Source organism: Kitasatospora sp. NPDC059088, from assembly GCF_042738155.1.
Taxonomy (GTDB): domain Bacteria; phylum Actinomycetota; class Actinomycetes; order Streptomycetales; family Streptomycetaceae; genus Kitasatospora.
In genome coordinates, this window is record NZ_JBHYGR010000120.1 from 3,760 (window position 1) to 29,000 (window position 25,241).

Below are 25,241 nucleotides of genomic sequence, written 5' to 3' on the forward strand. Positions count from 1 at the left end.
CCTCTCTGTGTCCGCGGCCCCCCGACGCCGCCGCGGGTATGTCCTCCCCCTCAACTCCTTTGTGCCCCCCCCTGCAGGGGGGGCCGGGCCCCCGGGGGGGGGGGGCCCCCGTCTGCTGTGCGGCCCGTCGCCGGGCCCTCGGGTCAGTGCCGGCCGACCGGCTCCGGCGGCATGGTGCTGCCGACCCGCGGGGCGTGGCCCTCACTCGGACGGGCGTCACCGCCGTGGCCGGGCCACCACGCCTTGTTGCCGATCAGCGCGGTGAGCGCCGGGGTGAAGAACATCGCCATCACGAAGGCCGCCAGCACGATGCCGAAGGCCATGGCGAAGCCGAACTCCAGCATGAAGCTGTTGCCCGCGAGCATGAAGGTCCCGAACGAGGCCGCCAGGATGAAGCCCGCCGCCGCGACGGTCGGACCGGCGTGGCGCAGCGCCTCGCGGGCCGCCTCGCGCGGGGTGCGGCCCGCGCGGGCCTCCTCGCGCAGGCGGGCGATGATCAGGATGTTGTAGTCGGTCCCGATCGCCACCACGAAGAGGTAGATCAGGATCGGCATCATGAACATCAGGCCGGTCTCGTGGCCGATCTTCTGGAAGAGCAGCGTGGCGGCGCCGAGGGTGGCGCCGAAGCCGAGGCCGACCGAGGCCATCAGGTACCAGGGGGCGACGACGCTGCGCAGCTGGAGCGCCAGGATGAGCAGGATGAGCAGCCCGGCGATCGGGAAGACCAGCTTGTAGTCGTGGGTCATCGCCAGGTTGATGTCCTTGAACACCGAGCTGAGTCCGCCGACCTTGGCCTCGGTGCCGGCCGGGGCCTGGGCGTGGGCGACCGCGCGCAGTTCGGTGACGGTGGCGATGGCCTCGTTGCTGGAGGGCTCGTCCTTGAGCATCACGGTGAACTGGGCCGTGGTGCCGTCGTCGCTGATGGTCTTGTTCTGGCTCGCGGCGGTCGTGGGGGCGGGTGCGAAGACCTGGGCGACGCCGGCGACGTGGAGCTTGTCCGCGTAGGCCGGGAAGGAGGCCGGGTCGAGCTTCCTGCCGTCGGTGCTGCTCAGGAAGACCTGGCTGGGGGAGGCGGCGCCCTTGGAGAACGCGGTGGACATGGTGTCCTGGACGACCATCGACTCGACGGTCTTCGGCATCGAGCCGCTGGTCATGTCGAACAGGCCGTTGTAGCCGAGGGCGCCGAGGGTCAGGGCGACCAGCACGCCGCCGGAGGCGAGGGCGGTGAGCGCCGGGCGCTTCTCGACGACCCGGCCGAGCGCGGTGAAGCGCGCGTCGCCGGGCTCCCGCATCCACTTCTTGCCGGGCCAGAAGACGGCCCGGGCGGGGATGACGGCGAGCAGGGCCGGGGCCAGGGTGACGGAGGCGAGGGCGGTGACGACGACCGCGATGGCCAGCGCCGGGCCGAGGGCCTGGAACATGCCGAGGCTGGAGAGGACCAGCGCGGCGAAGGCGATGGTGACGGCGCCGGCGGCGGAGGCGATCGCCTCGCCGACCCGGCCGACGGCGTTGACGACGGCGGACTTGCGGTCCTCACCGGCCCGCAGTCGTTCGCGGTAGCGGAAGGCGAGGAAGAGGAAGTAGTCGGTGCCGACGCCGAGCACGACGACGATCAGGATCGGCGTGAGGATCGCCGTGCTCTTGAGGTCGAAGGCCTTGGTGGCGTAGTTGATCAGTCCCATGGAGGTCGGCAGGGCGATGATCAGCGAGACCAGGATGGGCAGCAGGCCGGCCAGGACGCTGCGGAAGATGATGCCGACGATCACGATGACCAGCACCAGGGTGGCCATGGTGATGAGGCCCTCGGTGTCGCTGGAGGACTCCTGCTGGTCCAGGGTCTGGGCGGCGGAGCCGCCGAGCTGGAACTTGAGTCCGGTGGGGCCCGCCAGGTCCTTGCCGTCGCTGCGCAGCGCCTTGGCGACGTCCGCGACCGCCTTCGGGTCCTGCTGCTTGTCCTTGGCGATGGCGACCGTGCCCAGCGCGTACTTGTGGTCCTCGGAGTAACCGAGCTTGTCGGCGGGCGGGTTGACCGCCTCGACGCCGTCGATCTTCTTGCCGGCGAGGTCCTGGGTCAGCTTGCCCATGGCCTTGGTGTCGGCGTCGGTGAGCGCGGCGCCGTCGTTGCGCTCGAAGAGGATGAGGGCGTCCGGGGTGAAGGCGGCCGGGAAGGCCTTGGCCTGCACCTCGGCGGCCTGGATGGACTCGTAGTGCTTGGGCAGGAACGACGCTTCGTCCGTTTGGGAGCTCACCTTGGGCGCGGATATGAAGATCGCGACCATGGCGACGAGCCACGCGGCGATCACCCACCACGCACGGCGTACGGCGAATTGTCCTAGTCGGTGGAACATGCTCGATGCCTCCTGGGCATGGTTCACCGCAGCCCTTGGGGGACGGGACGCTGGGCGACGGCAGGACCGGGCCGGACGCGCACTGGCGTCCACTAGCCGGTCGGCAGGTAAGTAGGTCTGGGCGTCATCCTACGAGTACGTGCTCGCCGTGCGGCAAGAAAGCCCCCGTGGTCCAACCCCCGTTGCGGGGCCACCCCGAACCGGCCCCGCCCCAGTCTCTCCCGGCCGCGCTGCCGTTGGCCTCGTGCTCCGGGTGGAGCCTTCTCCCCCTCAGGGTGGAGTCCACCCCCTACCTCGGAGGAGGAGGCCTAGGGGTAGCGAACCAGGGGAAACCCCCACGGCACCGCCCGGCCGCCCCGGGGCGCGCTCCCCCCGCCGCTGCGGGGCCCGCTCGCCCGGCCGCCGCGGGGCGCGCCGCTCCGTGCGTCATGATGATCACCGTCCGGAATCCCCCGGATGAACACCGGCGGAACGGAGCCCAGCCATGATCCCCTTCGACGAGGCCCGCGCCCGGCTGCTGCTCACCGGCGCCTGCGCCGCCGCCGGACTGCCCGCCCCCGACGGGGCGCGGCTGCTCGCGCTCGGCGAGAACGCCGTCTTCGACCTCGGCGACCCGGCCGTGGTCGCCAAGGTCGGCCGCGGCCCCGGACTGTACGACCGGGCCCGGCGCGAACTGGCCGTCGCGCACTGGCTGGCCGGGCAGGGCATCCCGGTGGTCCGCCCGTACGAGCGGGTCGAGGCCGGGCCGCACCGGGCCGACGGCCACCCGGTCACCTTCTGGCACCGGCTCGCCCCCGCCGTCCGGCCCTCCCGCCCGGCCGACCTCGCCCCGCTGCTGCGCGCCCTGCACGCCCTGCCGCTGCCGCCCTTCCCGCTCGACGGGCGCGACCTGCTGGCGCCGGTGGAGCGCTGGCTGGCCTCCGCCGAGGGGCAGGTCGACCCGGCGGACGTCGCCTTCCTGCGCGAGCGCCGGGACGCCTTCGCGGCCGCCCTGCCCGGCCTGGTGCCGGAGCTCGCGCCCGGAGTGATCCACGGCGACGCGCTGCCGCGCAACGTCCACGTCGGACCGGACGGGCCGGTGCTGCTCGACCTGGAGACCTTCTCCCGGGACCTGCGCGAGCACGACCTGGTGGTCCTGGCGCTCGCCCACGACCGCTACGGGGTGCCCGAGGAGGACTACCTGGCGTTCACCGCGGCCTACGGCCGGGACGTGCGCGACTGGTCCGGCTTCGCGGTGCTGCGCGGGGCCCGGGAGACCGCCAGCGCCTCCTGGGTCGCCCAGCAGGCGGCCGGGAACCCGGCGGCGCTCGCGGAGTTCCGGCGCCGGGTCGACTCGCTCCGGGAGGGGGCCACCGGGGTGCGCTGGTACCCGTTCTGACGGCGGGCCGCCGCCTCCTCCGCCGCTGCCCCCGCCGCCTCCCCGATACCTCCTCCGGGCGGCGGAGGCCGACCCCGGCGGGTGTGAGAAGACTCTTAAGGCGGAACGGTCCGGCGCGCAACCGGGACACGTACGATCGGCGTCCTATCGCACAGTCATCCTGACCGAGGGATCGGCCTCCGGGATCGGCCCCCTTCTCGCCCCTCAGGAGCCGCCGCCATGCACCGGACCCCCACCCGTCGCAGCCCCCTCCGCCCCCACCGCAACCGGCTGCTCGCGGGCTGCATCGCGGTGGCCGCCGTCCTGGGCCTGTCCGCGTGCGGCACTGCCAGCGGGGCGCTCCAGCCCACCGCGACCGCCACCACCCCGGGCGCCGCGAACAGCACGGGCACCGGGAACGGCACCGCGGCCGGCACCGCTCCGGCCCCCGGCTCGGACGCCGCCCAGCCGCGCACGCCCACCGCTCCGGCCGACCCCGGCCGGGCCACGGCCACCGGCAAGCCGGTCGGCACCACCCCCGGCGCCACCACCGGCGCCCCCGGCACTCCCACCGGCACCCCCGCCGCGCCGCCCGCGCACCCCGGCCAGGCCACCAAGGTGATCAGCTCCACCGCCTCCGGCGGCCGCACCGTCGCCCTCACCTTCGACGACGGCCCCGGCCCGGCCACCGGCCAGGTCCTCGACCTGCTCGCCCAGTACCACGTCAAGGCCACCTTCTGCGAGATCGGCCAGAACGCCGCCGCCAACCCGGCCCTGGTCAAGCGGGTGCTGGCCGAGGGCCACCGGCTCTGCGACCACAGCGTCCACCACCCCCAGCCGTTCGAGAAGCTCCCGCACGACAAGGCGGTGTACGAGATCTCCGCCGCCCGCGACATGATCGTCAAGGCCGGCGGGCCGGGCACCCGGGTCGGCTGGTTCCGCGCCCCGGGCGGCGGCTTCAACGCCGACAACGAGCACATCGCCGCCGGGCTCGGGATGGACTCGCTCGGCTGGTCCGTCGACCCCCGCGACTGGTCCCGCCCGGGCGTGGCCGCGATCGTCTCCACCGTGCAGAGCCAGCTCAAGCCCGGCGGCGTGATCCTGATGCACGACGGCGGCGGCGACCGCAGCCAGACCGTGGCCGCGCTCAAGCAGCTGCTGCCCTGGCTCGTCGCCCAGGGGTACACCTTCGACTTCCCCGCCGCGTAAGGCCGTTGGACCGCGGCCCGTAGGGTGGGCGGCCGTGACCGACACCGCCGCCCTCGTCGCCGCCGCCCCCGGCCTGGCCCGCCACCTGCGGCCCGCCACCCTGCTGCACCCGTACGCCGCCCCCGGCGGCGCCCCCGCCGACCCCGGGGCGAGCCGGATCGGCGGCCCGGCCCAGTGGCCGACCGGCGAGCCCTGGCCGCACTGCACCGCGCGCCACCCCGAGGAGGAGGACGTCCTCCCCCGCAGGACCCCGGAACCACCCGCCGCCGCGACGGCGCTGGTCCCGCTCGCCCGGATCCGCGCCGAGGACGCCCCGCACCTGCCCCGGCCGCACGGCACCGACCTGCTCCAGGTGCTCTGGTGCCCCAACGACCACGACGACATCCAGGGCGAGCGCTACTACTACGGCCCCGCCGTCGAACTCCACTGGCAGCGCGCCGCCGACCTCGCCCCGGCCACTCCCCCGCCGCCCCGCCACAGCGCGCCGGAGTACCTGCCGCGCCCGTGCGCGGTGCGCCCCGAACAGCTCCTCGACCTGCCCGACCGGGACGACCTGCCCCCGGAACTCGCCCGCGCCGTCGAGGAGTTCGCCGAGCGGCGGGGCATCGGGTACCAGCGGGACCTCGGCCGGGCGGACGGCTGGAAGCTGGGCGGCTGGCCGTCCTGGCACCTCACCGACCTCGTCCCGGTCGACTGCGGCCGCTGCGGCGCGCGGATGGCGCACCTGCTGACGGTGGAGAGCGGCGGGGATCCGGACCTGTCGGTCGGGCGGCACGGGGAACTGCACGTGTTCGCCTGCCCGGTGGACGTGACGCACCCGGTCGGACTGGATCTCCAGTGACGGACATCGGACCGCTCGGCCGGACCGCTCGGTCGGACCGCGGCCGAACCCGTCGGCCGAGCCCCTCAGCCGGGCCCGTCAGCCGAACCGGCGCCGGTAGACCTGCCGGGAGCCGCCCTCCGGCCCGGGGGCCGCGGCCGCGGCCGGGGTGAAGCCCAGCCGCTCGTAGAACACCCGGGCACCGCTGGCCACCGCCCCGGGGTGGTCCGGGCCGAAGGTGACCACCTCGACGGTGCCCGGGGCGCGGACGTGGCGGCGCAGCGCGTCCTCGACCAGAGCCCGGCCGACGCCGGTGCCCCGGGCGCGGTCGGCGACCACCAGCCAGTGCAGGTGGTGCGGCCCGTCCTGCGCGGGGCCGAACAGCAGGCCGCCGAGCAGGCCCCCGGTGGACTCGGCGACGGTCGCGGTGCCCCGGGCGACGGCCTTCTCCACCGCGCGGCGGAAGCCGGGCTCGGCCACCATCGGGCCGAACCAGTGCTCGACCTCGGCGGCGAGCGCCAGGAAGCCGGGCAGGTCCGCCGGGACCGCCGGGCGCACGGGGTGGACGGGACGCACGGGGTGGACGGGACGCACGGGGTGGTCCGGGCGTACCGGGTCCGCGGCCCCGGTCATCCGGACGGTCTGGACGGCCAGCGCGGGTCCACCACCGCGAGCGGGTCCTTGCCGCGGCGCAGCCAGGACTGGAGGCCCTCGGCCCAGTCCCGGTACCAGTCGATCTGGCGCCGGTGCAGTTCGGCCGGGGCCACCTCCCCCACCTCGGCCGGGTAGCGCCCGGCCAGTGCGACGGCGACCCGGACGGCGGCCAGCGCGTCGCTGCCCGCCTCGTGGGCGTCCGTCAGCTCCACCCCGTACACCTCGCAGACCCGTTGGAGGGTGCGCGAGCCCTTGCGGTACTTGTCGACCGCCCGGTCGATGACCAGCGCGTCCAGCACCGGCCCGACCGGGGCGCCGAGGCGCTCGGCGAGCGTGGGCAGCCCGTGGCGGCGCAACTCGGCGTCGAGCAGGGACAGGTCGAACGGGGCGTTGAAGGCCACCACGGGCCGCCCGTCCGCGATCCGCGCGCAGAGCGCCGCGGCTATCTCCTCGACCGCCTCCTTGGCCTGCCGCCCCCTGCTGCGCGCCAGGGTGTCGCCGATGCCGTGGATCGCCTCCGCCTCGGCGGGGATCGGCACCCCGGGGTCGAGCAGCCAGTTGGCGGCATCCACCCGGACGGCGCCGACGGTGTCCACGAGGGCGGCCGTGACGATGCGGTCCACGGCCGGGTCGGTGCCCGTGGTCTCCAGGTCGAAGCCGACCAGTGGCTGCTGCCACCAGCTCATCAGGTGTGTCCTTCCGTCCTCCGGCGAAACAGCCCCTATCATCACCCGCCCCACCGACAACCCGGCCGTCAGGGCGGCCGGTCCGGGGGTGGCCGGGGGACTTCCGGGGGGCTTCCGGGGGCGCTGCGGGGTGCCGGTCGCCGGCTGCGGGGGCCAGCGGAAGGTCCAACTCCGTTTGCCCGGAGCCCGCTTGGCCGGTCGACCGGGCCGGGGGCGAGGAGGTCGCGGGACGCCACGACCGCTCGGCCCCGGCGCGCGCAGGTGCGCGCCGGGGCCGAGCGGCCGAGCGGCCGAGACGGATGACGACCGGTGGGTCGCCGGCCGGACGGCCTACCGGGCCGCCGCCCGGCCCGCGAGGGCGACCCGCGCGGACAGCGTGCTGGCGGCCACGGCGAGCGCCAGGCAGAGCACCGCGCCGCCGGCCAGCGGCAGCCAGGGCAGCCGCAGGGCGACGCTCGCCTGCCCGGCCAGGACGCGGTGGTTGAGCAGGGCCGTGGTGCCGTACTGGGTGAGCGCGGTGACGGCGAGGGCGAGGACCGCGGCGGTGGCCACCACCAGGGCGGCCTCCAGGGCCACCATCCCCAGCACCTGGCGGCGCACCGTCCCGGCCAGCCGCAGCACGGTGAAGTCGCGGCGGCGGTCGGCGGCGCTCATCACCATGGTGTTGACGATGGCGATCAGCGCGTAGAGCAGGGCGGGGCCGAGGATGGTGGTGGTGGCGATCCAGGCGTAGTGGGCGTTCGGGTCGGGGCCGGGGTCGCGGGCGTCGGTGAGGACGCCGCCGAGCCGGTCGGCGGGTTCGGCGCTGAGGTGGAGGGCGCCGGGGCGGGCGCCGTCGAGGTGGCCGGTGACGGCGTCGCCGCTGAGCAGGACCTCGTCCAGGCCGAGCTGGGTGCGGTAGACGAGGGCGAGCCGCAGGCCGGTGACGGTGCCGTCGGCGAGGCGCAGGTTGACCTGGTCGCCGACCTTCCAGCCGTGGCCGCGGGCCTGGTCGGTGGAGGCGGCGAGGGTGGCGCCGTGCAGGTCGGCGGCGGTGCCGTCGACGGCGGGCAGGGTCCAGGCGGTGGCGAGGTCGCCGTCGACGACGGTGGCGGCGGAGGGCGCGCTGGCGGGCGAGTCCTCGCCGTGGTCGTCGAAGGCGGGCCGGTCGGCGCCGAGGCCGGTGACCACGGTGGAGGTGGTGGCGGTGGCGTGCAGGTCGGGCCGGCCGGCGGTGAGCCGGTGGGCGGCGTCGGCGGGCAGCGGGGCGGCGCCGGGGCGCAGCACGTAGCGGGCGGCGGCGGTGGCCCCGGCCTGGGCGGTCATGGCGTCGGCGAAGGCGGCGGTGGAGCCGACGGCGGTGCCGGCGAGCGCGATGGTGAGGAAGGCCGGGGTGGCGGTGGAGACGGTGCGGCGCACGGCGGTGAGCGCGTTCTGCCGCGCGAGCAGCGGGGCGGCGGCGGTGAGCCGGGCGAGCGGGGCGCTGAGCAGTCGGACCAGCAGGGGCACGACGACGGGCGCGAACAGGGCGAGGGTGGTGATGGTGGCCAGGTCGGCGCCCATCACCCACTGGGAGGCGAGCTGCGGGTCGTCCGGCTGGTCGCCGGGGGCGGGCGGCAGCGACGCCGCCGACAGGTAGTAGGAGACGACGCCGACCAGGCCGAGCAGTCCGAGGACGGCGAAGGCCCAGCGCGCCCCGGTCATCACCGTGCGGTCGGCGGCGGCGTCGCCGAGCGCCTCGACGGCGCGCACCCGCCCGGCGCGGACGGCGGCGGTGACGGCGCCGAGCAGCGCGACCGCCAGGCCGACGGCGGCGGCCAGCAGCATCGGGCCGGCGGCGGGCCGGGCGGTGAAGCCCTCGGGGGCGGCGCCGCGGGCGACCAGCCAGGAGGCGAGGGCGGGGGCGCCGGGCAGCGCGAGCAGGCAGCCGCTGACGGCGGAGGCGAGGGCGACGACGACGGCCTCGCCGGTGATCAGTTGGACGATCTGGCGGGGCGTGGCGCCGACGGCGCGCAGCATCGCGATCTCCTGGCGGCGCTGGGCGACGGCGAAGGCGAAGGTGCCGGCGACCACGAAGACGGCGACGAAGGCGGCCATCGCGGAGGTGAACTGGAGCACCTTGTGCAGCGAGGGCGCGCCGAGCGGGGAGTCGTCCCCGGCGGTTTCGTTGAGGAGGCTGCCGGTGGTGGCGACCAGGGTGACGCCGAGGGTGAGGGCGACGTAGGAGCCGGCGAAGGCGGCCTTGCGGCGGCGCAGGCTCGCGGCGGCGACGGGCAGCAGGGTCCCGAGCGAGGTCATGCCGGCGTCCCCGCCGTCTCCAGGGCGGTCATCCGCTCGGCGACCTGCTGGGCGGTCGGGCGGGGCAGGTCGTCGACGATCCGGCCGTCGGCGAGGAAGAGCACCCGGTCGGCGTGGGCGGCGGCGACCGGGTCGTGGGTGACCATGACGGTGCTCTGGCCCTCGCGGTCGACCAGGTCGCGCAGCAGGGCGAGCACGTCACGGCTGCTGGAGCTGTCGAGGGCGCCGGTGGGTTCGTCGGCGAACAGCATCCGGGGCTTGGTGATCAGGGCGCGGGCGATGGCGACGCGCTGCTGCTGGCCGCCGGAGAGCTGGGAGGGCAGGTGGCCGGCCCGCTCGCCGAGGCCGACCTGGGCGAGCGCGCGGTGGACCTCGGCCCGGTCGGGGCGGCGCCCGGCCAGGCGCAGCGGCAGGCCGACGTTCTGTTCGGCGGTGAGCGAGCCGACCAGGTTGAACGCCTGGAAGACGAAGCCGAGCCGCTGTCGGCGCAGGACGGTCAGCTGGGTCTCGGTCAGCCCGGCGAGGTCGGTGCCGTCCAGCACGACCCGGCCGCGGTCGGGTCGGTCGAGGCCGGCGCTGCACTGCAGCAGGGTGCTCTTGCCGGAGCCGGAGGGCCCCATGACGGCGGTGAACGTGCCGCGGTCGAAGCCGACGTCCACCCCCCTGAGTGCCCGGACGGCCTCCGGGCCGGTGCCGTAGGTGCGGTGTACGTCTTCGAGGCGCAGTACGGCCCCGTCATCCCCCGTGATCTTCACGGGGGCTACACCTACCACGGCCACGACCGCCCTGACCAGGGGTGATGGGGGAATCGTTACGCCCCGCCGAGGGCCCCGGCCAGCCGCCGGGCGCCGGACGCCGTCGGGGTCAGCGGGCCGGCTCCCGGTGCATGGTGACGTCGACCGGATCCTCCTCGACGACCGTGAAGCCGTGCCGTTCGTACAGCCGCCGGGCGGCGCTGCCCTGGAGGACGGTCAGGCGCACGGGCTCGCCGGCGGCGTCGGCCTCGGCGAGGAGGTGGCGCAGGACGGCGGTGCCGAGGCCGCGGCCCTGGAGGTGGGGGGCCAGGTAGAAGAGCTCCAGCTCGCGCCCGCCGCGCCCGTCGGGGCGGATCGTGACGGAGCCCGCGAAGGCGCCTTCGACCAGCAGCACCGAGGTGTGCCGGGTGGAGAAGGACTTCCGCACCCGCTCCCGGGAGCGGTTCGGGTCCCAGCGCCCGAGGCGTTCCAGGTCGGCGCGCATGACCCGGGCCTTGAGCTCGACGACGGGTTCGAGGTCCTCGGGCCCGGCGGGCTCCAGGGTCCAGACGGGGAGGCTGTTCACGGCGCGCAGTGTCACACCCGGACGGCACCGCCGACCAGCGAATATCTCAGGACACGTTCCGGGCGTCCGCCCAGACCCCCTCGAACTCCTCGCGGTAGACCTCCAGCAGCCCCGGCTCGGTGCCGCCGGGCTGCTGGCCGGCGCCGCCGCGCAGGATCAGTGCCGGGGACTCCATGCCGCGCGAGCGGCGCAGGTAGGGCTGGATGACGCCGAGGTCGCGGCCGGCCCGGCGGCCGGCCACCGGGCCGGTGGGGCGGGGGCCCTCGACCAGGTAGGCGGTGAAGCGCGGGGTCTCGTCGAAGACCCTGATCTCGAAGCCGCCCTGGTCCCGCAGCCGGGCCCGGACCCGCCGCACGTGCATGATGTTCATCTCGATGGAGCGGGACAACTCGCCGCGGGAGAGGCCGAGTTCGCGTTCGCGGCGGCGGGTGGCGCTGCTCGCCGGGTTGAGGAACAGCAGCCGTACCCGGCAGCCTTCGCCGGCGAGGCGGACCAGGCGCTTGCCGGTGTAGTTCTGGCAGAGCATGCCGAGGCCGATGCCGAGCGCGTCCAGCCGCCGGGCGCCGTCGAGCAGGTCCTCGACCGGGAGGTCGCGCTGCAGCCGGACCCGGTCGGCGTGCACGGCGACGACGTCGGCGTAGCGTCCGGCGACCAGGGACTCGACCACGTCGGCGGGCACCCCGCCCGCGCCGCCGTCGAGGACGGCGAGCAGCCGGGCGGCGGCGCGCTCGGTCTGGGCCAGCACGGTCTGGGTGAGCACCCGGTTGCGGGAGACCACATGCCGGGCCACTTCCAGTTCGTCCAGGGCGAGTTCGATCTCGCGCCGGTCGGCGAGGTAGGGCTCGAAGCAGGGCCAGTGCTGGACCATCAGCTCGCGCAGCTGGGGCAGGGTGAGGAAGACCAGCGGGTCGTCGTCGGCCGGGTCGAGGAGGTAGCCCTTGCGGCGGCTGACCTCGCGCACGGCGCCGGCCCGGTGGGCCCACTCCTCGCCGGCCGGGCCGGCCGCGGCGGTGACCCAGTCCTCGCCGTGGGCGGGGGCGTAGATGGGGTGCAGCACCTCGTCGACCAGGGAGCGCAGCCGCTGTTCGACCAGGTTGAGCCAGACGTAGGCGCGGCCGGAGAGCCGGACCCGCTGGTAGGAGTCCTCCCACTCGGCGGCCGACCAGGCGAGCGCGGGGACCTCGACCGGGCCGCCCTGGGCGGGGACGAGGGCGCGGCCGGTCATGGTGGGCCGCATGACCACCGTGGGCGCCTCGCTGCGGACGCCGCCCCGGTCGGGGCCGTCGGGCCCGGAGCCGCGGCCGCCAGCAGGGAACACCATGCGCCACCTCATCTGCGGCTGACCCCCGCGGACGCGGGGGCCGTTGACGGACCGTTGACAAGCACCGGTCGGCCGGAGCGGCCGGACGATCAAGGGTACTGCCCGCCGCGAGCCGCCCGCAGCCGGATCGGCCAGGGGCCCTCCGGCGCCCCTCCCGCACCGGCGGCAACAGTTTTCACACGAATGCCCGCCGGACACCCGTTCGGAGCAACCCCGGCGGTACCTCCCGGCCGCCGGGGAAGGGCTCGGGGAGTATCTCGGGGAGTGTGCGGGCTGTGCCGTGCGTCACGGACCCCAGGGCCGCACATGCCCGGCCGCCCGGCCGGGAAGAGAGCGTCCGGGCCGGCCGCCCGGCCGGACCGCGTGTCGGACTACAGATCAGTTTCCGTATGCCACAAGGAAGTTGAGGACTCATGCAGGTCTGGCCCGGTAAGCCCTACCCCCTCGGCGCCACCTACGACGGGGCCGGCACCAACTTCGCGGTGTTCTCGGAGAGTGCCGACCGGATCGAGCTGTGCCTGATCGACGAGGACGGCTCGGAGACCGCCGTCGAACTGCGCGAGACGGACGCCTTCGTCCGGCACGCCTACCTCCCGGGCGTCCAGCCCGGCCAGCGCTACGGCTTCCGGGTGCACGGCCCGTACAACCCGGGCCTGGGCCAGCGGCACAACAGCGCCAAACTGCTCCTGGACCCGTACGCCAAGGCGATGAGCGGCCACATCGACTGGGACGAGTCCGTCTACGGCTACCACTTCGGCGCGCCCGAGCGCCGCAACGACCTCGACTCCGCCCCGCACACCATGCACTCGGTGGTCATCAACCCGTACTTCGACTGGGGCACCGACCACCCGCCGCGCACCGACTACCACCGCACCGTCATCTACGAGGCCCACGTCAAGGGCCTCACCCGGCTGCACCCCGGCATCCCCGAGGAGATCCGCGGCAGCTACGCGGGCCTGGCCCACCCGGCGGTGATCGAGCACCTGGCCAAGCTGGGCGTCACCGCGATCGAGCTGATGCCGGTCCACCAGTTCGTCCGCGACCACCGGCTGCGCGACCTCGGGCTGGCCAACTACTGGGGCTACAACACCGTCGGCTTCTTCGCCCCGCACTCCTCCTACTCCTCCACCGGCGACAGAGGCCAGCAGGTGCAGGAGTTCAAGTCGATGGTCAAGGCGCTGCACGCGGCCGGGATCGAGGTGATCCTGGACGTCGTCTACAACCACACCGCCGAGGGCAACCACCTCGGGCCGACGCTGTCGCTGCGCGGCCTGGACAACGTCTCCTACTACCGCCTCGCCCGGGACCAGCGCTTCTACGAGGACACCACCGGCACCGGCAACAGCCTGCTGATGCGCAGCCCGCACGTGCTCCAGCTGATCATGGACTCGCTGCGCTACTGGGTCACCGAGATGCACGTGGACGGCTTCCGCTTCGACCTCGCCGCCACCCTGGCCCGGCAGTTCCACGAGGTCGACCGGCTGTCCTCGTTCTTCGACCTGGTGCAGCAGGACCCGGTGGTCTCCCAGGCCAAGCTGATCGCCGAACCCTGGGACCTCGGCGAGGGCGGCTACCAGGTCGGCAACTTCCCGCCGCTGTGGACGGAGTGGAACGGCATGTACCGGGACACCGTGCGCGACCTGTGGCGCGGCGAGAACGCCGCCCTGGCCGAGTTCGGCTCCCGGCTCACCGGCTCCTCCGACCTCTACCAGGACGACGGCCGCCGCCCGATCGCCTCCATCAACTTCGTCACCTGCCACGACGGCTTCACCCTGCGCGACCTGGTCTCCTACAACGACAAGCACAACGAGGCAAACGGCGAGGACAACCGGGACGGCGAGTCCTTCAACCGCTCCTGGAACTGCGGCACCGAGGGCCCCAGCACCGACCCGGCCGTGGAGGAGCTGCGGGCGCGCCAGCAGCGCAACTTCATCGCCACCCTGATGCTCTCCCAGGGCACCCCGATGCTCTCCCACGGCGACGAGCTCGGCCGCACCCAGGAGGGCAACAACAACGCCTACTGCCAGGACAACGAGCTCGCCTGGGTGCACTGGCCCGAGGGCGACGGCCCGGCCGCCCGGCTGCTGGAGTTCACCCAGGGGATGATCTGGCTGCGCCGCGACCACCCGGTGTTCCGGCGGCGCAGGTTCTTCCACGGACGGCCGGTCCCCGGGCGGCACGGCTCGGTCGCCCCCGCCCCGGACGGCTACGACGACCTCACCGACATCGCCTGGTTCACCCCCGCCGGGGAGGAGATGACCAAGCGCAACTGGGGCGCCAGCTACGCCAAGTCGCTCACCGTCTTCCTCAACGGCTACGCCATCTCGGAACCGGACCGGCGCGGCGGGCGGATCGTCGACGACTCCTTCCTGCTGATGTTCAACGCCCACTTCGAGCCGCTGGAGTTCACCGTCCCCGCCGACCACGGGCAGGAGTGGCAGGTCGTGGTCGACACCGCGCAGCCCCGGCTGCCCGCCCCCGGGACCGGGGCCCGGGTCAAGGCCGGGGACGCCCTATGGCTCACCGACCGCTCGCTGATGGTGCTGCAACGACCGGCCTAGCGACCGCGCAGGGGCCGTGCAAGGGCCGTGCCAGGGCCCGCCGGGCGCTCATAGGGATCTTGCGCTCACCTGTTCGGGTCAGCAGCGGGTCTTGGCGGCGGGCCCGGCCGGGTACCTATGGAGCTATGACCTCCGCCGCCGAGCCCGCGCAGCCCCGCCCGGCCGCTACCCCTCCCACCCCCGCCCCCACCGCCTCGTACCGCCTCCAGCTCCAGCCCGGCTTCACCCTCCGCGACGCCACCGCCGCCGTCCCCTACCTGGCCGCCCTCGGCGTCTCCCACCTGCACCTCTCCCCGCTGCTGGAGGCCTCCCCGGGCTCCACCCACGGCTACGACACCGTCGACCACACCCGGATCAGCGAACAGCTCGGCGGGGAGGGCGCGCTGCGCGCCCTGGCCGCCGAGGCCCACCGGCACGGCCTGCGGCTGCTCGCCGACGTGGTGCCCAACCACATGGCCGTGCCCGTCCCCGAGCGGCTCAACGAACCGCTCCGGCAGGTGCTCCGGGACGGACCCGACTCGCCGTACGCCCGCTGGTTCGACATCGACTGGACCGCCCAGCCCGGCCCCGCCGACGCCCCGGAGCGCGGCCGGGTGCTGCTGCCGCTGCTCGGCGACCGGCTCGGCGCCGTCCTCGACCAGCTGGTGGTCGACGGCGGGGTGCTGCGCTACCACCGGCACGAGCTGCCGCTGCGCCCCGGCACCGAACGGCTCCCGCTCCCGGAACTGCTGGCCCGGCAGTGGTACCGGCTCGCCTGGTGGCGGCTGGCCCGCACCGAGCTCAACTACCGGCGCTTCTTCACCGTCAACGAGCTGATCGCCGTCCGGGCCGAGGACCCCGAGGTCTTCGCCGCCACCCACGCCGTGCTGCTGCGGCTGCACGCCGACGGCGTCCTGGACGGCTTCCGGATCGACCACCCCGACGGCCTCGCCGACCCGCGCGGCTACCTGCGCCGCCTGGCCGACGCCACCGGCGGCGCCTACGTCGTGGTCGAGAAGATCCTCACCGGCGAGGAGCGGCTGCCCGCGGACTGGCCGGTGGCCGGCACCACCGGCTACGACGCGCTGCGCCGCATCGACGGCGTGCTCACCGACCCCGTCGGCGCCCGCCGGCTCGCCGAGGCCTACGAGGCCTTCCTGCGCGGCGGGGCGGTCGCGGACGACGAGCCGGTGGACTCCTCCGGCCGGGACCCCCACCCGGCGGTCGCCGCCGCCCGCCGCGGCCGGGCCGAGATGACCGGGCCCGGCGGCGAGCTGACCGCCGAGGTCGAGCGGCTGGTCCGGATCGCGCTGCGGATCGGCGCCGCCGAACCCGCCCACGCCGACCACGCGCCCTGGCAACTGCGCGCGGCGTTGCGCCGGCTGCTCACCGACTACCCGGTGTACCGGCCCTACGCCCGGCCCGGCGAGCCCGCCGACGACCCCGCGCTGCCGGTGGACGGCGCCGCCGACCCGACCGGGCACTTGGTCGCCGCCCTCGCCCTCGCCCGGCTGGGCCGCAGCGACGACAAGGACGAGTTCTGCGTGCGCTTCGCCCAGACCGCCGCCGCCGTGGCCGCCAAGGGCGTCGAGGACACCGCCTTCTACCGCTGGAACGCGCTGCCCGCCCTCAACGAGGTCGGCGGCGAGCCCGCCCGGCCCGGGCTGTCCCCGGCCGCCTTCCACGACTGGTGCCGCTACCTGGAACGCGACTGGCCGCACAGCATGACGGCGCTCTCCACCCACGACACCAAGCGCAGCGCCGACGCCCGGGCCCGCCTCGCCGTCCTCGCCGAGCAGCCGCAGGCCTGGGCCGCCGAGGCCGCCGCCTGGTCCGCCGCCGCCGAGCTCGCCGCCGGGCCCGCCGCCCCCGGGCTGGACCGGGACGCCGACTGGCTGCTCTGGCACACCCTGGTCGCCGCCTGGCCGATCACCCCGGACCGGCTGGTCGCCGCCCTGCTCAAGGCCGTCCGCGAGGCCAAGCTGCACACCTCCTGGACCAGCCCCGACGCCGGGTACGAGCGGGCCCTGGAGCAGCGGGCCCGCGCCGTCCTCGGCGACGCCGGGCTGCGCGCCCGGATCGAGGGCCGGGTGCGGGAGCTCGCCCCGTACGCCCGTGCCAACACCCTGGCCGCCGCCCTGCTGCACCTGACCGTCCCCGGCGTGCCGGACCTGTTCCAGGGCAGCGAGGAGCCGCTGTACACCCTGGTCGACCCGGACAACCGGGGCGTGGTGGACCTCGGCGCGCTCGCCGTACGGCTCACCGACGCGGCCGCCCCGCGCCCCGGCGACCTCGCCCGGGAGAAGCTGCACCTGACCGCCACCGCGCTGCACCTGCGCCGCTCCGGCCCGCTCGGCGCCTACCGGCCGCTGGCCGCCCCCGACCACCTGCTCGCCTTCGCCCGCGGCGAGGACGTGGTCACCGCCGTCACCCGGTTGCCGTACGGGCTGGCGGCGGCGGGCGGCTGGCGCGACGCCGTCCTGGAGCTGCCGCCCGGCGGGCCGTGGACCGACGAGCTGTCGCTGCGCGGCTTCCCCGCCGGTCCGGTGCCGGTGGCGGACCTGCTGGCGACGTACCCGGTGGCGCTGCTGACGAGGAGGGGCCGATGATGTCGCGCTACGAGGTCTGGGCGCCGAACGCGACCCGCCGGGTCGACGTCGAAGTGGACGGCAGCGCCTATGAGTTGGCGCGCTGCCCGGAGCGGGACGGCTGGTGGAGCGGCGAGGCCCCGGCGGGCGACTACGCCTTCCGGCTCGACGGCGGCCCACCGCTGCCCGACCCGCGCTCGCCCCGCCAGCCGTACGGCCCCGACGGCCCCAGCCGGGCGGTCGACCACACCGCCTTCCGCTGGTCGCACACCGGCTGGCGCGGCCGCACCCTGCCCGGCGCGGTGCTCTACGAGCTGCACGTCGGCACCTTCACCGCCCGCGGCACCTTCGAAGCGGCCGCCGAACAGCTCGACCACCTGGTCGAGTTGGGCGTGGACCTCGTCGAACTGATGCCGGTCTGCCCGTTCCCCGGCAAGCACGGCTGGGGCTACGACGGCGTCGCGCCCTGGGCCGTGCACGAGCCCTACGGCGGCCCGGAGGGGCTCAAGCGCTTCGTGGACGCCGCGCACCGCAAGGGCCTCGGGGTGGTGCTCGACGTGGTGCACAACCACCTCGGCCCGTCCGGCAACCACCTCCCCGCGTACGGCCCGTACTTCACCGACCGGCACCACACCCCGTGGGGCTCGGCGGTCAACCTGGACGCGCCCGGCTCGGACGAGGTGCGCGCCTACCTGGTCGGCAGCGCGCTCGCCTGGCTGCGCGACTACCGGATCGACGGCCTGCGACTGGACGCGGTGCACGCCCTCGTCGACGACCGGGCCGTCCACTTCCTGGAGGAACTGTCCCGGGAGGTCGAGAAGTTGGCGGCCTCGTCCAACCGCCCACTGTTCCTGATCGCCGAATCCGACCTCAACACCCCGCGCACCACCGCCGCCCGCGAGGCCGGCGGCCAGGGCCTCACCGCCCAGTGGAACGACGACTTCCACCACGCCCTGCACTGCGCGCTCACCGGCGAATCCCAGGGCTACTACGCGGACTTCGCGGCCGCACCGCTCACCGCCCTGGCCAAGACGCTGCGCCACGGCTTCTTCCACGACGGCACCTGGTCCTCCTTCCGGGGGCGCGGCCACGGCCGCCCGTTCGGGGCCGATGCGGCGGGCCACCGGCTGCTCGGCTACCTCCAGACCCACGACCAGGTCGGCAACCGGGCGCTCGGCGACCGGATCTCCACCTCGCTCACCCCCGGCCGACTGGCCTGCGGCGCCGCGCTGGTGCTCACCGCGCCGTTCACCCCGATGCTGTTCATGGGCGAGGAGTGGGGCGCCGCCACCCCCTGGCAGTACTTCACCGACCACACCGACCCGGCTCTGGCGGAGGCCGTCCGGCAGGGCCGGCGACGGGAGTTCGCCGAGCACGGCTGGGCCGCCGAGGCCGTCCCGGACCCGCAGGAGCCGGCCACCGTGCTGCGGTCGGTGCTCGACTGGACCGAGCCCCGGCGCGCCCCGCACGCCGAACTCCTCGACTGGCACCGGACGTTGATCCGGCTGCGGCGCGAGCGGCCGGAGCTGGCCGAACCGGACCTCGGCGCGGTGCGGGTCGACGTCGACGAGGCGGCGGGCCGGCTGGTGCTGCACCGGGGGCCGTACCGGATCGCGGTCAACCTTGGCCCGGCCGAGGCCCTGCTGCCGCTGGGCGGCACCGGGCGGGAGGTGGTGGCGGCCTTCGGGGCGGCCCTGCTGGAGGACTCGGGGGTGCGGCTTGCGGCGGACGCGGTGGCGGTCGTGCGGACCGGCTGACTCACCAGAGGAAGGTGCCGATCCGGTCCCGGAGCGAGGCGGCGTCCAGGCCGTAGGCGGCCAGGTGCTCCGGGATCGACCCGTACTGCCGGTGCTCCTCGCGCGGCACGCCCAGGGCCAGCACCCGGTGCGGGCGGTCGCCCAGCGCCGCGTGCGCCTCGTTGGCCGAGGTGCCCGCCAGGTACGGCTCCACCAGCACCGCGTCCGCCTTGTCGCCCAGCGCGGCGCGCAGTCCGGCGGCGTCGAAGGGGCGCACCGTCGCCGCGTACAGCACGGTGACGTCCAGGCCCTCGGTGGCCGCGAGCACCGCGTCCAGCATCGGGCCGACGGCCAGCACCACGCCGCGGCCGCCGGTGCGGACGGTGGTGAAGCGGCCGGGCTCGACGGCGACCGGCTCGGCGTTCTGGTGCGCGGAGAGCCGGACGTACACGTTGCGGTCACCGTCCGCGTAGGCGTCGCGCAGCAGCTGCTCGGCCTCGTCCGGGTGGCCGGGGACGTGCACCGTCCAGTCCGGCAGGGTGTCCAGCAGGGCGACGTCGCCCGGGGACATGTGGGTACGGCCGCCGGCCGGCCAGTCGTAGGAGCCGGCCGCGCTCACCAGCACCGCGCCGACGCCCTGGTGCACCAGGTCCAACTTGACCTGCTCCCAGGGTCGTTCGATCAGGAAGCTGGCGAAGGTGTGGGCGACCGGGCGCATCCCGGTCAGCGCCAGTCCGCCGGCCGCGCCGATCAGCAGCTGCTCGCGGATGCCGACGTTGACCACCCGGTCGGGGTGGCGCCGCTGGGCCGGCTCGAAGGCGGCGGCGGTGATGTCGGCGAGCACCACGGCCAGTCGGGGGTCCTCGTCCAGCAGTCGGGTGGTGACGTCGACGAAGCGGTCGCGCATGGTGTCCATCGGTGAAGTGCCTTTCGCTGCGCTCTGGTCGGTGCGCTCGGGGGTTCTAGCGGTCGGGGGTCCGGCGGCCCGGTCAGGAGTCCTTGGGCTCGACCCGGGCGACCACCGCGTGCGGGCGCCCCGGGTGCTCGGCGGTGTACGCCCGGTACAGCGCCTCGTGGTCGCGGCCGTCGACGGTCGCGGTGGACCACCCCTCGGCGGCGAAGCGCCGGGCGATGCCGCCCTGCCAGCCGTGGGTGGCCGAGGAGTTGTCGATCACCACCACGTGGAGCCGGTCCAGGCCGTACGCGCCGGCGAAGGCCACCGCCTCGTGGTTGGAGCCCTCGTCGAACTCGGCGTCGCCGACCAGCACCCACACCGCCGGGTCCGCCAGCCCCTGGGCCCGCAGCCCGAGCGCGGTGCCCACGCCCAGCGGCAGGCCGTGGCCGAGCGAGCCGGAGGCGATCTCCACGCCGCGCAGCAGGGTGCGGTCCGGGTGGTGGCCGAGCGGCGAGTCGTAGCCGCCGAAGCTCGGCAGCACGGCCGGGTCGACGAAGCCCTTGGCCGCGAGTACGGCGTAGTAGGCCATCGGGCCGTGGCCCTTGGAGAGCAGGAAGCGGTCACGGTCCTGGGCGTCGGCGGTGTCCGGGGAGACCCGCAGCACCCGGTCGTACAGCACCCACAGGGCGTCCAGGGTGGAGGTGGCGGCGGGGCCGTGCTTCTCGTCGCCGGTCATCAGGGCCATCAGGCCCGGCAGGTCCGCGAAACGGGCCCGGGCTGCGGTTTCCGTGCTGGTCGTCGTCGTCATGCGTCGATCGTGCAACTTAAAGCGAACTTGAGGTCAAGCCGCTACAGTGAGTGCCCATGACCGCGATACCCGGCAGCGCCCGCACCGCTGCCCCGCGCACCGCCGCCCCGCGCCCCGGCGACCTGCTCACCATCGGCCAGCTGGTCGCCCGCAGCGGGCTGGCCCACTCCGCGCTGCGCTACTACGAGAGCCTCGGCCTGATCCACGCCACCCGCACCGCCGGCGGCCAGCGCCGCTACCCGCGCGGCACCCTGCGCCGGGTCGCCTTCGTCCGGGCCGCCCAGCGGGTCGGCCTCTCCCTGGACGAGGCCAGGGTCGCCCTCGACCGGCTGCCCGAACGCCCCGCCCCCAGCGGCACCGAGTGGGACGTCGTCGCCGAGTCCTGGCGGGGCCGGATCGACGAACAGATCGCCGAACTCGAACGGCTCAAGGCCAAGCTCACCGGCTGCATCGGCTGCGGCTGCCTCTCGCTCACCCGCTGCGCCCTGTACAACGCCGACGACCGCGCCGCCGAGGCCGGCCCCGGCGCCCGCTACCTGCTCACCCGCGACCCGGACAGCGGACCGGAGCCCACCCCGCCGGGCCTCCCGGACGGCTGCGGCCCCCGGGAGCGGCGTGCAGCGGGCCCTGGGTGCTGAAAAGCCTTTGCCGACGGGCCGTTGGTGTGCCTACAGTGCGGGCATGCTGCCCCTGGTGGAGACGGACGAGCAGGGGGACGCGGTCCTCGCCGACGAAGCGGTGATGCGCCCGGGAGCCGAGGCGCTGTGCGCGCGACTGGGCGTCCGCGGGGCGGTGCTGGAGCGCTTCGCGGAGGGCTCCGTCCCGGTCTACGCGGTGGGCACCGAGCACGTGCTCAAGCTGTTCCCGGCACCCTCCGCCCGGGAGGCACTGGCCGAGGAGCGCGTCCTGGCCTTCCTGGAGGGCAGGCTCCCCGTCCCCACCCCCGCACTCCGGGCGGCCGGCGAGTACGTCAACGGCTGGCGCTACGTCCTGATGTCCCGCCTGCACGGCGAGGGCCTGGCCCCCGCCTGGCCGCGCATCCCGCAGGGCGCACGCGAGCGGATCGCCCGTGACTGCGGCGAGGCGCTCGCCGCCCTGCACGCCCTGGACGCGGAGCCGCTCGCCGACGCCCTCCCGCCCGGCGCCTGGCCGGCCTTCCTGGCCCGCCAGCGCGCGGGCGCCCTCGCCCGGCAGCGTGAACGCGGTCTGCCCGAGGCCTGGCTGGAGCAGATCCCGGACTTCCTCGCCACCGCCCCGCTCCCGGCCACCCCGCAACGCGCCCTGCTGCACACCGAGTTCATGCGCGAGCACCTGATCACCGACCCGGCCGACGGCTGGCGGCTCACCGGCCTGATCGACTTCGAGCCCGCGATGGTCGGCGACCCGGCCTACGACCTGGTCGCCGTCGGCCTGTTCACCACCCGCGCCGACCCGCAGCTGCTCGGGCGGCTGCTCACCGCCTACGGCCGCCCCTTCGAGCCGCGCCTGCTGATGGCGTACACACTGCTGCACGTGTACAGCAACCTGCCGTGGTACCTGCGGGAGTTGAAGCCATCGGCGCGGACGCTGGACGACCTCGCCGAGGAGTGGTTCGGGACCGCCTAAGGGCGGGGGTCCGTGCGCAGCAGGCCGTAGTAGACCATGTCGCGCCACTCCCCGGCCCGGAAGACCATCGACCGGTGGACACCCTCGCGGGTGAAGCCCAGCTTCTCCAGGACGCGCTGCTCGGCGAGGTTGCCGATGTCGGTGTCCGCCTCCACCCGTACCGCCGTGGTGTGCGCGAACAGGTAGTCCACCAGCAGACGGTGGGCCTGGGTGCCGATGCCCCGCCCCCGCGCCTGCGGCATCAGCTGCGCGCCGATGCTCCAGTACGGGTTGTTCGGCCGCGCGGCCTTGCGGGTGGCGGCGACGAAGCCGAGGAACTCACCCTCGGTGGCGACGGCGAAGATCGACTGCTCCTCGCTCAGCAGCCCGTGCTCGGCCCAGCGGCGGCGGAAGCGCTCCGGGTCCGCCCAGCCGAACCACTGGAACTCGCCCAGCGCCTCGGGGTCGTTCAGCATCCCGCCCAGGGCGGTGAGGTCGGCTTCGGCTATCGGGCGGAGGAAGATCTTCTCTGGGTCCATGCCGCCACCAACGACGGAGATCGTTTGACCGTTCCTCAGGCCGGGGCGGGGGCGGGGGCCGGGACGGACCGGGCGAGCCGGAAGCCGACGTCGTCGATCCGCAGGGTCGGATGGCTGCGGCGGCGGACGGAGGCGCGGCAGCTCCAGTGCTCGTCGAACCAGCCGCCGCCGCGCAGCACGCGGTAACTGCCGTACACCTCGGGGTCGTAGAAGTCCCAGCACCACTCCCACACGTTGCCGAGCAGGTCGTACAGCCCGTAGGCGTTGGGCCGCAGCCCGCCGACCGGATGCGGGCGTTCGCCGGAGTTGCCGCGGTGCCAGGCGATCTCGTCCAGCGGGCCGTAGCGCGGCCCGTCGGTTCCGGCGCGGCAGGCGTGCTCCCATTCGGCCTCGGTGGGCAGCCGGTGGCCGTCGGCGGTGCGGTCCCAGACGACGTCCTCGCCATCGATCCGATAGGCGGGTGCGCGGCCCTCGCGCCGGGACAGCTCGTTGCAGTAGCGGACGGCGTCGAGCCAGGAGACGCTGTGCGCGGGGCGGCGGTCGCCGGTGAGACCCTCGTACTCCTCGCGGGTGACCGGACAGGGCGCCAGCTCGAAGGGGGCCACCTCGACGCTCCAACTCCGCTGGGTGCGGCGGTCGGAGAGCGTCACGCGGCCGGGCGGAACGGCGATCGGTCCGGTACGGGGTTCCATGATCGCCGATCCTACGGCCCCGCCCTTGCCGCCCCGGCCGCCCGGCTCGGGCCCTTCGACCCGACTCAGCCCTTCGACCCGACTGCGCCCAGCAGGTCGATCGCCCCGCGCTCGGCCAGTTCCTCCGCGTGCGCGGGCAGCGGGGTACCCGCGTGCAGATGCGGCCGGACGACGGCGAGCGGCAGGCCGACGACCGCGAGAGTGACCCGGTCGAGGTCCAGCGGCGTCACGGCGCCGAGCCGCTCGGCGAGCCCCTCCACCGCCTCCCGCACCCGCCGCCCGGCCTGCCGTTCGCGCCCCAGCTGCTCCTGCGGCCACTCGGCCCGGCCGAAGGCCTCCGCGCCGTGCAGCAGGACGACGGCCCCCTCCCGGTGCGCCCGGCTCCAGGCGACGACCTGCCGGGCGGCCGCGCCGGCGACGAGCCGCGGCTCGGCCTGCCCGGCGAGGACCGGCAGGTAGGTGTCGTGGAACTCCCCGAGCGTGCGCAGCCACAACTCGGCCAGCAGGGCGGAGCGTTGGGGGAAGCGGTGGTAGACGGAGCCGTTGGGCGCACCGCTCTCGCGGGCCACGGCGGACATGGTGACGGCGGCCGGACCGCCGACGGCCGCGAGGCGCACGGCGGCGTCGAGGAGGGTGGCTTCGTCATGGCGGGGTGGCCTGGGCATGCAATGGAGAGTACTCTCCAATTCAATTGGAGGGACCCATCCAAAACCAGGAGGACCCGCTGTGGCCGTGCTCAACATCCACGAACGCACCATCCCGGCACCGGAGTCGACGGTCGGCGCACTCCTCGACGGCCTCGCCGGCCCGGACGACCGGCTCTGGCCCGGCCCCGACTGGCCCCCGCTGGAGCTCGACGGCCCGCTCGCGGTCGGCGCCGCCGGCGGGCACGGGCCGGTCCGCTACCGGGTCGTCGGCTACCAGCCGGGCCGGTGGGTGCGGTTCCGGTTCAGCGGGCCGCGCGGCTTCGACGGGTTCCACGAGTTCACCGTCCAGCCCGCGAACGGCGGCTCCCTGCTGCGCCACACCATCGCGATGCGCCTGCACGGCCCGAGCCGGCTGACCTGGCCGCTGGCCTTCCGCTGGCTGCACGACGCCCTGCTGGAGGACTCCCTCGACCGGGCCGTCCGCGCCTGCGGCGCCACCGTGGACTCCCCGGCACGATGGAGCGCCCCCGTACGACTGCTGCGCCGACTGGCCCACCGCTGACCACGGCACGCCCCCTGGCGTCCGCAGCCGACGCGCCGCCAGGATGGTTCCCTGCCAACGGGATCAGCGGACGAGAGGCGGCGACGGCCATGGCGGTCATGACGGTCAGCACAGTGGTGGAGGCCCCGGCCGAGCGGGTCTGGGAACTGATCGGGGACTTCCACGCCCTCGGCGAGTGGCACCCCCACCTGCCGACAAGCCGGCTCGGCAACGCGCTGACGGGCAACGCGATCGGCGCGGTCCGGGTCTTCGAGTTCGACGGCGTCGTCCTGAACGAGATGCTGGTCGCCTACGACGGCGAGGCCCGGGCCTACACCTACAGCTTCCCCGACGGCACCTTCCACTTCGACCGCTACCGCGCCACCCTGCGGGTCACCCCGGTGACCGAGCTGGACACCAGCTTCGTGGAGTGGAGCGTCACGTACGACATCGAGGCGGAGCACCGCAAGGAGTCCACCGAGCGCGTGCACGGCGTCTTCACCGCCGGTCTGGCCGCCCTGCGGGAGCGCTTCGCGAACTGAGCCGGACGGCGGGCGGGCGGCGGGCGGGCGGTGCACGGCGCACGAGAAGTCGACCTGGTCGACTTGTCGGGGGCCGGCCCCCACCCCAGGCCAGCCGCAGGGTCGTATACAAAACAGAAGCAGCCGCCGACAAATCA

22 protein-coding genes are annotated in these 25,241 nt (G+C 75.0%); 10 read left to right on the forward strand and 12 right to left on the reverse strand.

The window, feature by feature from the left end; all coding sequences use genetic code 11:
- Positions 1 to 143: 143 nt before the first annotated feature.
- On the reverse strand, positions 144 to 2,348 hold the full coding sequence (locus ACFWXO_RS35755; RefSeq protein ID WP_380529316.1) for an MMPL family transporter: 2,205 nt from the start codon (positions 2,346 to 2,348) through the stop codon (positions 144 to 146).
- Between the two features lie 484 nt (positions 2,349 to 2,832).
- Here ACFWXO_RS35755 and ACFWXO_RS35760 point away from each other — a divergent pair, with 484 nt between their 5' ends.
- The 3 genes from ACFWXO_RS35760 (at position 2,833) to ACFWXO_RS35770 (ending at position 5,755) form a co-directional block, all read left to right on the forward strand.
- Positions 2,833 to 3,726, forward strand: a complete 894-nt coding sequence (locus ACFWXO_RS35760) for a phosphotransferase enzyme family protein (RefSeq protein WP_380529318.1) — start codon at positions 2,833 to 2,835, stop codon at positions 3,724 to 3,726.
- A gap of 219 nt (positions 3,727 to 3,945) precedes the next feature.
- A complete protein-coding gene (locus ACFWXO_RS35765; protein ID WP_380529320.1) occupies positions 3,946 to 4,914 on the forward strand; it encodes a polysaccharide deacetylase family protein in 969 nt (322 codons plus the stop codon).
- A gap of 34 nt (positions 4,915 to 4,948) precedes the next feature.
- Positions 4,949 to 5,755, forward strand: a complete 807-nt coding sequence (locus ACFWXO_RS35770; RefSeq protein WP_380529321.1) for a hypothetical protein — start codon at positions 4,949 to 4,951, stop codon at positions 5,753 to 5,755.
- A gap of 78 nt (positions 5,756 to 5,833) precedes the next feature.
- Here ACFWXO_RS35770 and ACFWXO_RS35775 read toward each other — a convergent pair whose 3' ends face one another.
- The 6 genes from ACFWXO_RS35775 to ACFWXO_RS35800 form a co-directional block, all read right to left on the reverse strand.
- The gene (locus ACFWXO_RS35775) at positions 5,834 to 6,310 is read right to left on the reverse strand and encodes a GNAT family N-acetyltransferase (RefSeq protein ID WP_380529323.1); all 477 of its coding nucleotides are present in this window, start codon (positions 6,308 to 6,310) and stop codon (positions 5,834 to 5,836) included.
- A 53-nt stretch (positions 6,311 to 6,363) separates the two neighbouring features.
- Positions 6,364 to 7,074, reverse strand: a complete 711-nt coding sequence (locus ACFWXO_RS35780) for an exonuclease domain-containing protein (protein WP_375890118.1) — start codon at positions 7,072 to 7,074, stop codon at positions 6,364 to 6,366.
- A gap of 330 nt (positions 7,075 to 7,404) precedes the next feature.
- Positions 7,405 to 9,351, reverse strand: coding sequence for an FtsX-like permease family protein (locus tag ACFWXO_RS35785; protein ID WP_380529325.1), 1,947 nt, complete (start codon positions 9,349 to 9,351; stop codon positions 7,405 to 7,407).
- Entirely contained in the window at positions 9,348 to 10,106 is a 759-nt protein-coding gene (locus ACFWXO_RS35790) for an ABC transporter ATP-binding protein (protein ID WP_375890114.1), read from the reverse strand. The genes ACFWXO_RS35785 and ACFWXO_RS35790 overlap by 4 nt, the downstream gene beginning before the upstream one ends.
- A gap of 109 nt (positions 10,107 to 10,215) precedes the next feature.
- Positions 10,216 to 10,671, reverse strand: a complete 456-nt coding sequence (locus ACFWXO_RS35795) for a GNAT family N-acetyltransferase (RefSeq protein WP_380529327.1) — start codon at positions 10,669 to 10,671, stop codon at positions 10,216 to 10,218.
- Positions 10,672 to 10,717: 46 nt separating this feature from the next.
- On the reverse strand, positions 10,718 to 11,992 hold the full coding sequence (locus tag ACFWXO_RS35800) for an SAV2148 family HEPN domain-containing protein (RefSeq protein ID WP_375890110.1): 1,275 nt from the start codon (positions 11,990 to 11,992) through the stop codon (positions 10,718 to 10,720).
- 413 nt (positions 11,993 to 12,405) lie between these two features.
- Here ACFWXO_RS35800 and glgX point away from each other — a divergent pair, with 413 nt between their 5' ends.
- The 3 genes from glgX to treZ all read left to right on the forward strand — a co-directional run bounded on the left by glgX (position 12,406) and on the right by treZ (position 18,877).
- A complete protein-coding gene (gene glgX, locus ACFWXO_RS35805) occupies positions 12,406 to 14,553 on the forward strand; it encodes a glycogen debranching protein GlgX (RefSeq protein ID WP_375890108.1) in 2,148 nt (715 codons plus the stop codon).
- Between the two features lie 125 nt (positions 14,554 to 14,678).
- On the forward strand, positions 14,679 to 17,141 hold the full coding sequence (gene treY / locus ACFWXO_RS35810) for a malto-oligosyltrehalose synthase (RefSeq protein ID WP_380529330.1): 2,463 nt from the start codon (positions 14,679 to 14,681) through the stop codon (positions 17,139 to 17,141).
- Positions 17,141 to 18,877 (forward strand): malto-oligosyltrehalose trehalohydrolase, encoded by a 1,737-nt coding sequence (gene treZ / locus ACFWXO_RS35815; protein ID WP_380529346.1) that lies wholly within the window; start codon positions 17,141 to 17,143, stop codon positions 18,875 to 18,877. Before treY ends, treZ begins: the two co-directional genes overlap by 1 nt.
- Position 18,878: 1 nt before the next feature.
- Here treZ and ACFWXO_RS35820 read toward each other — a convergent pair whose 3' ends face one another.
- Positions 18,879 to 19,772, reverse strand: coding sequence for a transketolase family protein (locus ACFWXO_RS35820; protein WP_380529332.1), 894 nt, complete (start codon positions 19,770 to 19,772; stop codon positions 18,879 to 18,881).
- Positions 19,773 to 19,845: 73 nt separating this feature from the next.
- Positions 19,846 to 20,559: a transketolase gene (locus ACFWXO_RS35825; protein WP_380529333.1), complete on the reverse strand. Its 714-nt coding sequence runs from the start codon at positions 20,557 to 20,559 to the stop codon at positions 19,846 to 19,848.
- Positions 20,560 to 20,615: 56 nt separating this feature from the next.
- Here ACFWXO_RS35825 and soxR point away from each other — a divergent pair, with 56 nt between their 5' ends.
- Positions 20,616 to 21,197: a redox-sensitive transcriptional activator SoxR gene (soxR, locus tag ACFWXO_RS35830; RefSeq protein WP_375890103.1), complete on the forward strand. Its 582-nt coding sequence runs from the start codon at positions 20,616 to 20,618 to the stop codon at positions 21,195 to 21,197.
- A gap of 43 nt (positions 21,198 to 21,240) precedes the next feature.
- Positions 21,241 to 22,164 carry an aminoglycoside phosphotransferase family protein gene (locus ACFWXO_RS35835; RefSeq protein WP_380529336.1) on the forward strand — a complete coding sequence of 308 codons (924 nt, stop codon included), beginning with the start codon at positions 21,241 to 21,243 and terminating at the stop codon, positions 22,162 to 22,164.
- On the opposite strand, the gene ACFWXO_RS35840 is transcribed toward ACFWXO_RS35835, so the two are convergent.
- The 3 genes from ACFWXO_RS35840 to ACFWXO_RS35850 all read right to left on the reverse strand — a co-directional run bounded on the left by ACFWXO_RS35840 (position 22,161) and on the right by ACFWXO_RS35850 (position 24,039).
- Positions 22,161 to 22,682 (reverse strand): GNAT family N-acetyltransferase, encoded by a 522-nt coding sequence (locus ACFWXO_RS35840; RefSeq protein WP_375890100.1) that lies wholly within the window; start codon positions 22,680 to 22,682, stop codon positions 22,161 to 22,163. The genes ACFWXO_RS35835 and ACFWXO_RS35840 overlap by 4 nt on opposite strands.
- Before the next feature lie 35 nt (positions 22,683 to 22,717).
- Positions 22,718 to 23,374 carry a formylglycine-generating enzyme family protein gene (locus tag ACFWXO_RS35845; protein WP_380529338.1) on the reverse strand — a complete coding sequence of 219 codons (657 nt, stop codon included), beginning with the start codon at positions 23,372 to 23,374 and terminating at the stop codon, positions 22,718 to 22,720.
- Positions 23,375 to 23,439: 65 nt separating this feature from the next.
- The gene (locus ACFWXO_RS35850; protein ID WP_380529340.1) at positions 23,440 to 24,039 is read right to left on the reverse strand and encodes a TetR/AcrR family transcriptional regulator; all 600 of its coding nucleotides are present in this window, start codon (positions 24,037 to 24,039) and stop codon (positions 23,440 to 23,442) included.
- A gap of 61 nt (positions 24,040 to 24,100) precedes the next feature.
- Between ACFWXO_RS35850 and ACFWXO_RS35855 the strand changes: the two genes are divergently transcribed.
- Complete coding sequence (locus tag ACFWXO_RS35855; RefSeq protein ID WP_380529342.1) at positions 24,101 to 24,583, forward strand: SRPBCC family protein; 483 nt, start codon at positions 24,101 to 24,103, stop codon at positions 24,581 to 24,583.
- A gap of 98 nt (positions 24,584 to 24,681) precedes the next feature.
- Positions 24,682 to 25,104, forward strand: coding sequence for an SRPBCC family protein (locus ACFWXO_RS35860; protein ID WP_380529344.1), 423 nt, complete (start codon positions 24,682 to 24,684; stop codon positions 25,102 to 25,104).
- Positions 25,105 to 25,241: the final 137 nt, after the last annotated feature.

Bases quoted from the DNA above. Each gene is read 5' to 3' on its own strand.
- ACFWXO_RS35840 (WP_375890100.1), bottom strand. From the start codon at position 22,682: ATGGACCCAGAGAAGATCTTCCTCCGCCCGATAGCCGAAGCCGACCTC.
- glgX (WP_375890108.1), top strand. From the start codon at position 12,406: ATGCAGGTCTGGCCCGGTAAGCCCTACCCCCTCGGCGCCACCTACGAC.
- ACFWXO_RS35760 (WP_380529318.1), top strand. From the start codon at position 2,833: ATGATCCCCTTCGACGAGGCCCGCGCCCGGCTGCTGCTCACCGGCGCC.
- ACFWXO_RS35850 (WP_380529340.1), bottom strand. From the start codon at position 24,039: ATGCCCAGGCCACCCCGCCATGACGAAGCCACCCTCCTCGACGCCGCC.
- ACFWXO_RS35800 (WP_375890110.1), bottom strand. From the start codon at position 11,992: ATGGTGTTCCCTGCTGGCGGCCGCGGCTCCGGGCCCGACGGCCCCGAC.
- treY (WP_380529330.1), top strand. From the start codon at position 14,679: ATGACCTCCGCCGCCGAGCCCGCGCAGCCCCGCCCGGCCGCTACCCCT.
- ACFWXO_RS35765 (WP_380529320.1), top strand. From the start codon at position 3,946: ATGCACCGGACCCCCACCCGTCGCAGCCCCCTCCGCCCCCACCGCAAC.
- ACFWXO_RS35845 (WP_380529338.1), bottom strand. From the start codon at position 23,374: ATGGAACCCCGTACCGGACCGATCGCCGTTCCGCCCGGCCGCGTGACG.
- ACFWXO_RS35780 (WP_375890118.1), bottom strand. From the start codon at position 7,074: ATGAGCTGGTGGCAGCAGCCACTGGTCGGCTTCGACCTGGAGACCACG.
- ACFWXO_RS35835 (WP_380529336.1), top strand. From the start codon at position 21,241: ATGCTGCCCCTGGTGGAGACGGACGAGCAGGGGGACGCGGTCCTCGCC.
- ACFWXO_RS35785 (WP_380529325.1), bottom strand. From the start codon at position 9,351: ATGACCTCGCTCGGGACCCTGCTGCCCGTCGCCGCCGCGAGCCTGCGC.
- treZ (WP_380529346.1), top strand. From the start codon at position 17,141: ATGTCGCGCTACGAGGTCTGGGCGCCGAACGCGACCCGCCGGGTCGAC.
- soxR (WP_375890103.1), top strand. From the start codon at position 20,616: ATGACCGCGATACCCGGCAGCGCCCGCACCGCTGCCCCGCGCACCGCC.
- ACFWXO_RS35825 (WP_380529333.1), bottom strand. From the start codon at position 20,559: ATGACGACGACGACCAGCACGGAAACCGCAGCCCGGGCCCGTTTCGCG.
- ACFWXO_RS35820 (WP_380529332.1), bottom strand. From the start codon at position 19,772: ATGGACACCATGCGCGACCGCTTCGTCGACGTCACCACCCGACTGCTG.
- ACFWXO_RS35860 (WP_380529344.1), top strand. From the start codon at position 24,682: ATGACGGTCAGCACAGTGGTGGAGGCCCCGGCCGAGCGGGTCTGGGAA.
- ACFWXO_RS35755 (WP_380529316.1), bottom strand. From the start codon at position 2,348: ATGTTCCACCGACTAGGACAATTCGCCGTACGCCGTGCGTGGTGGGTG.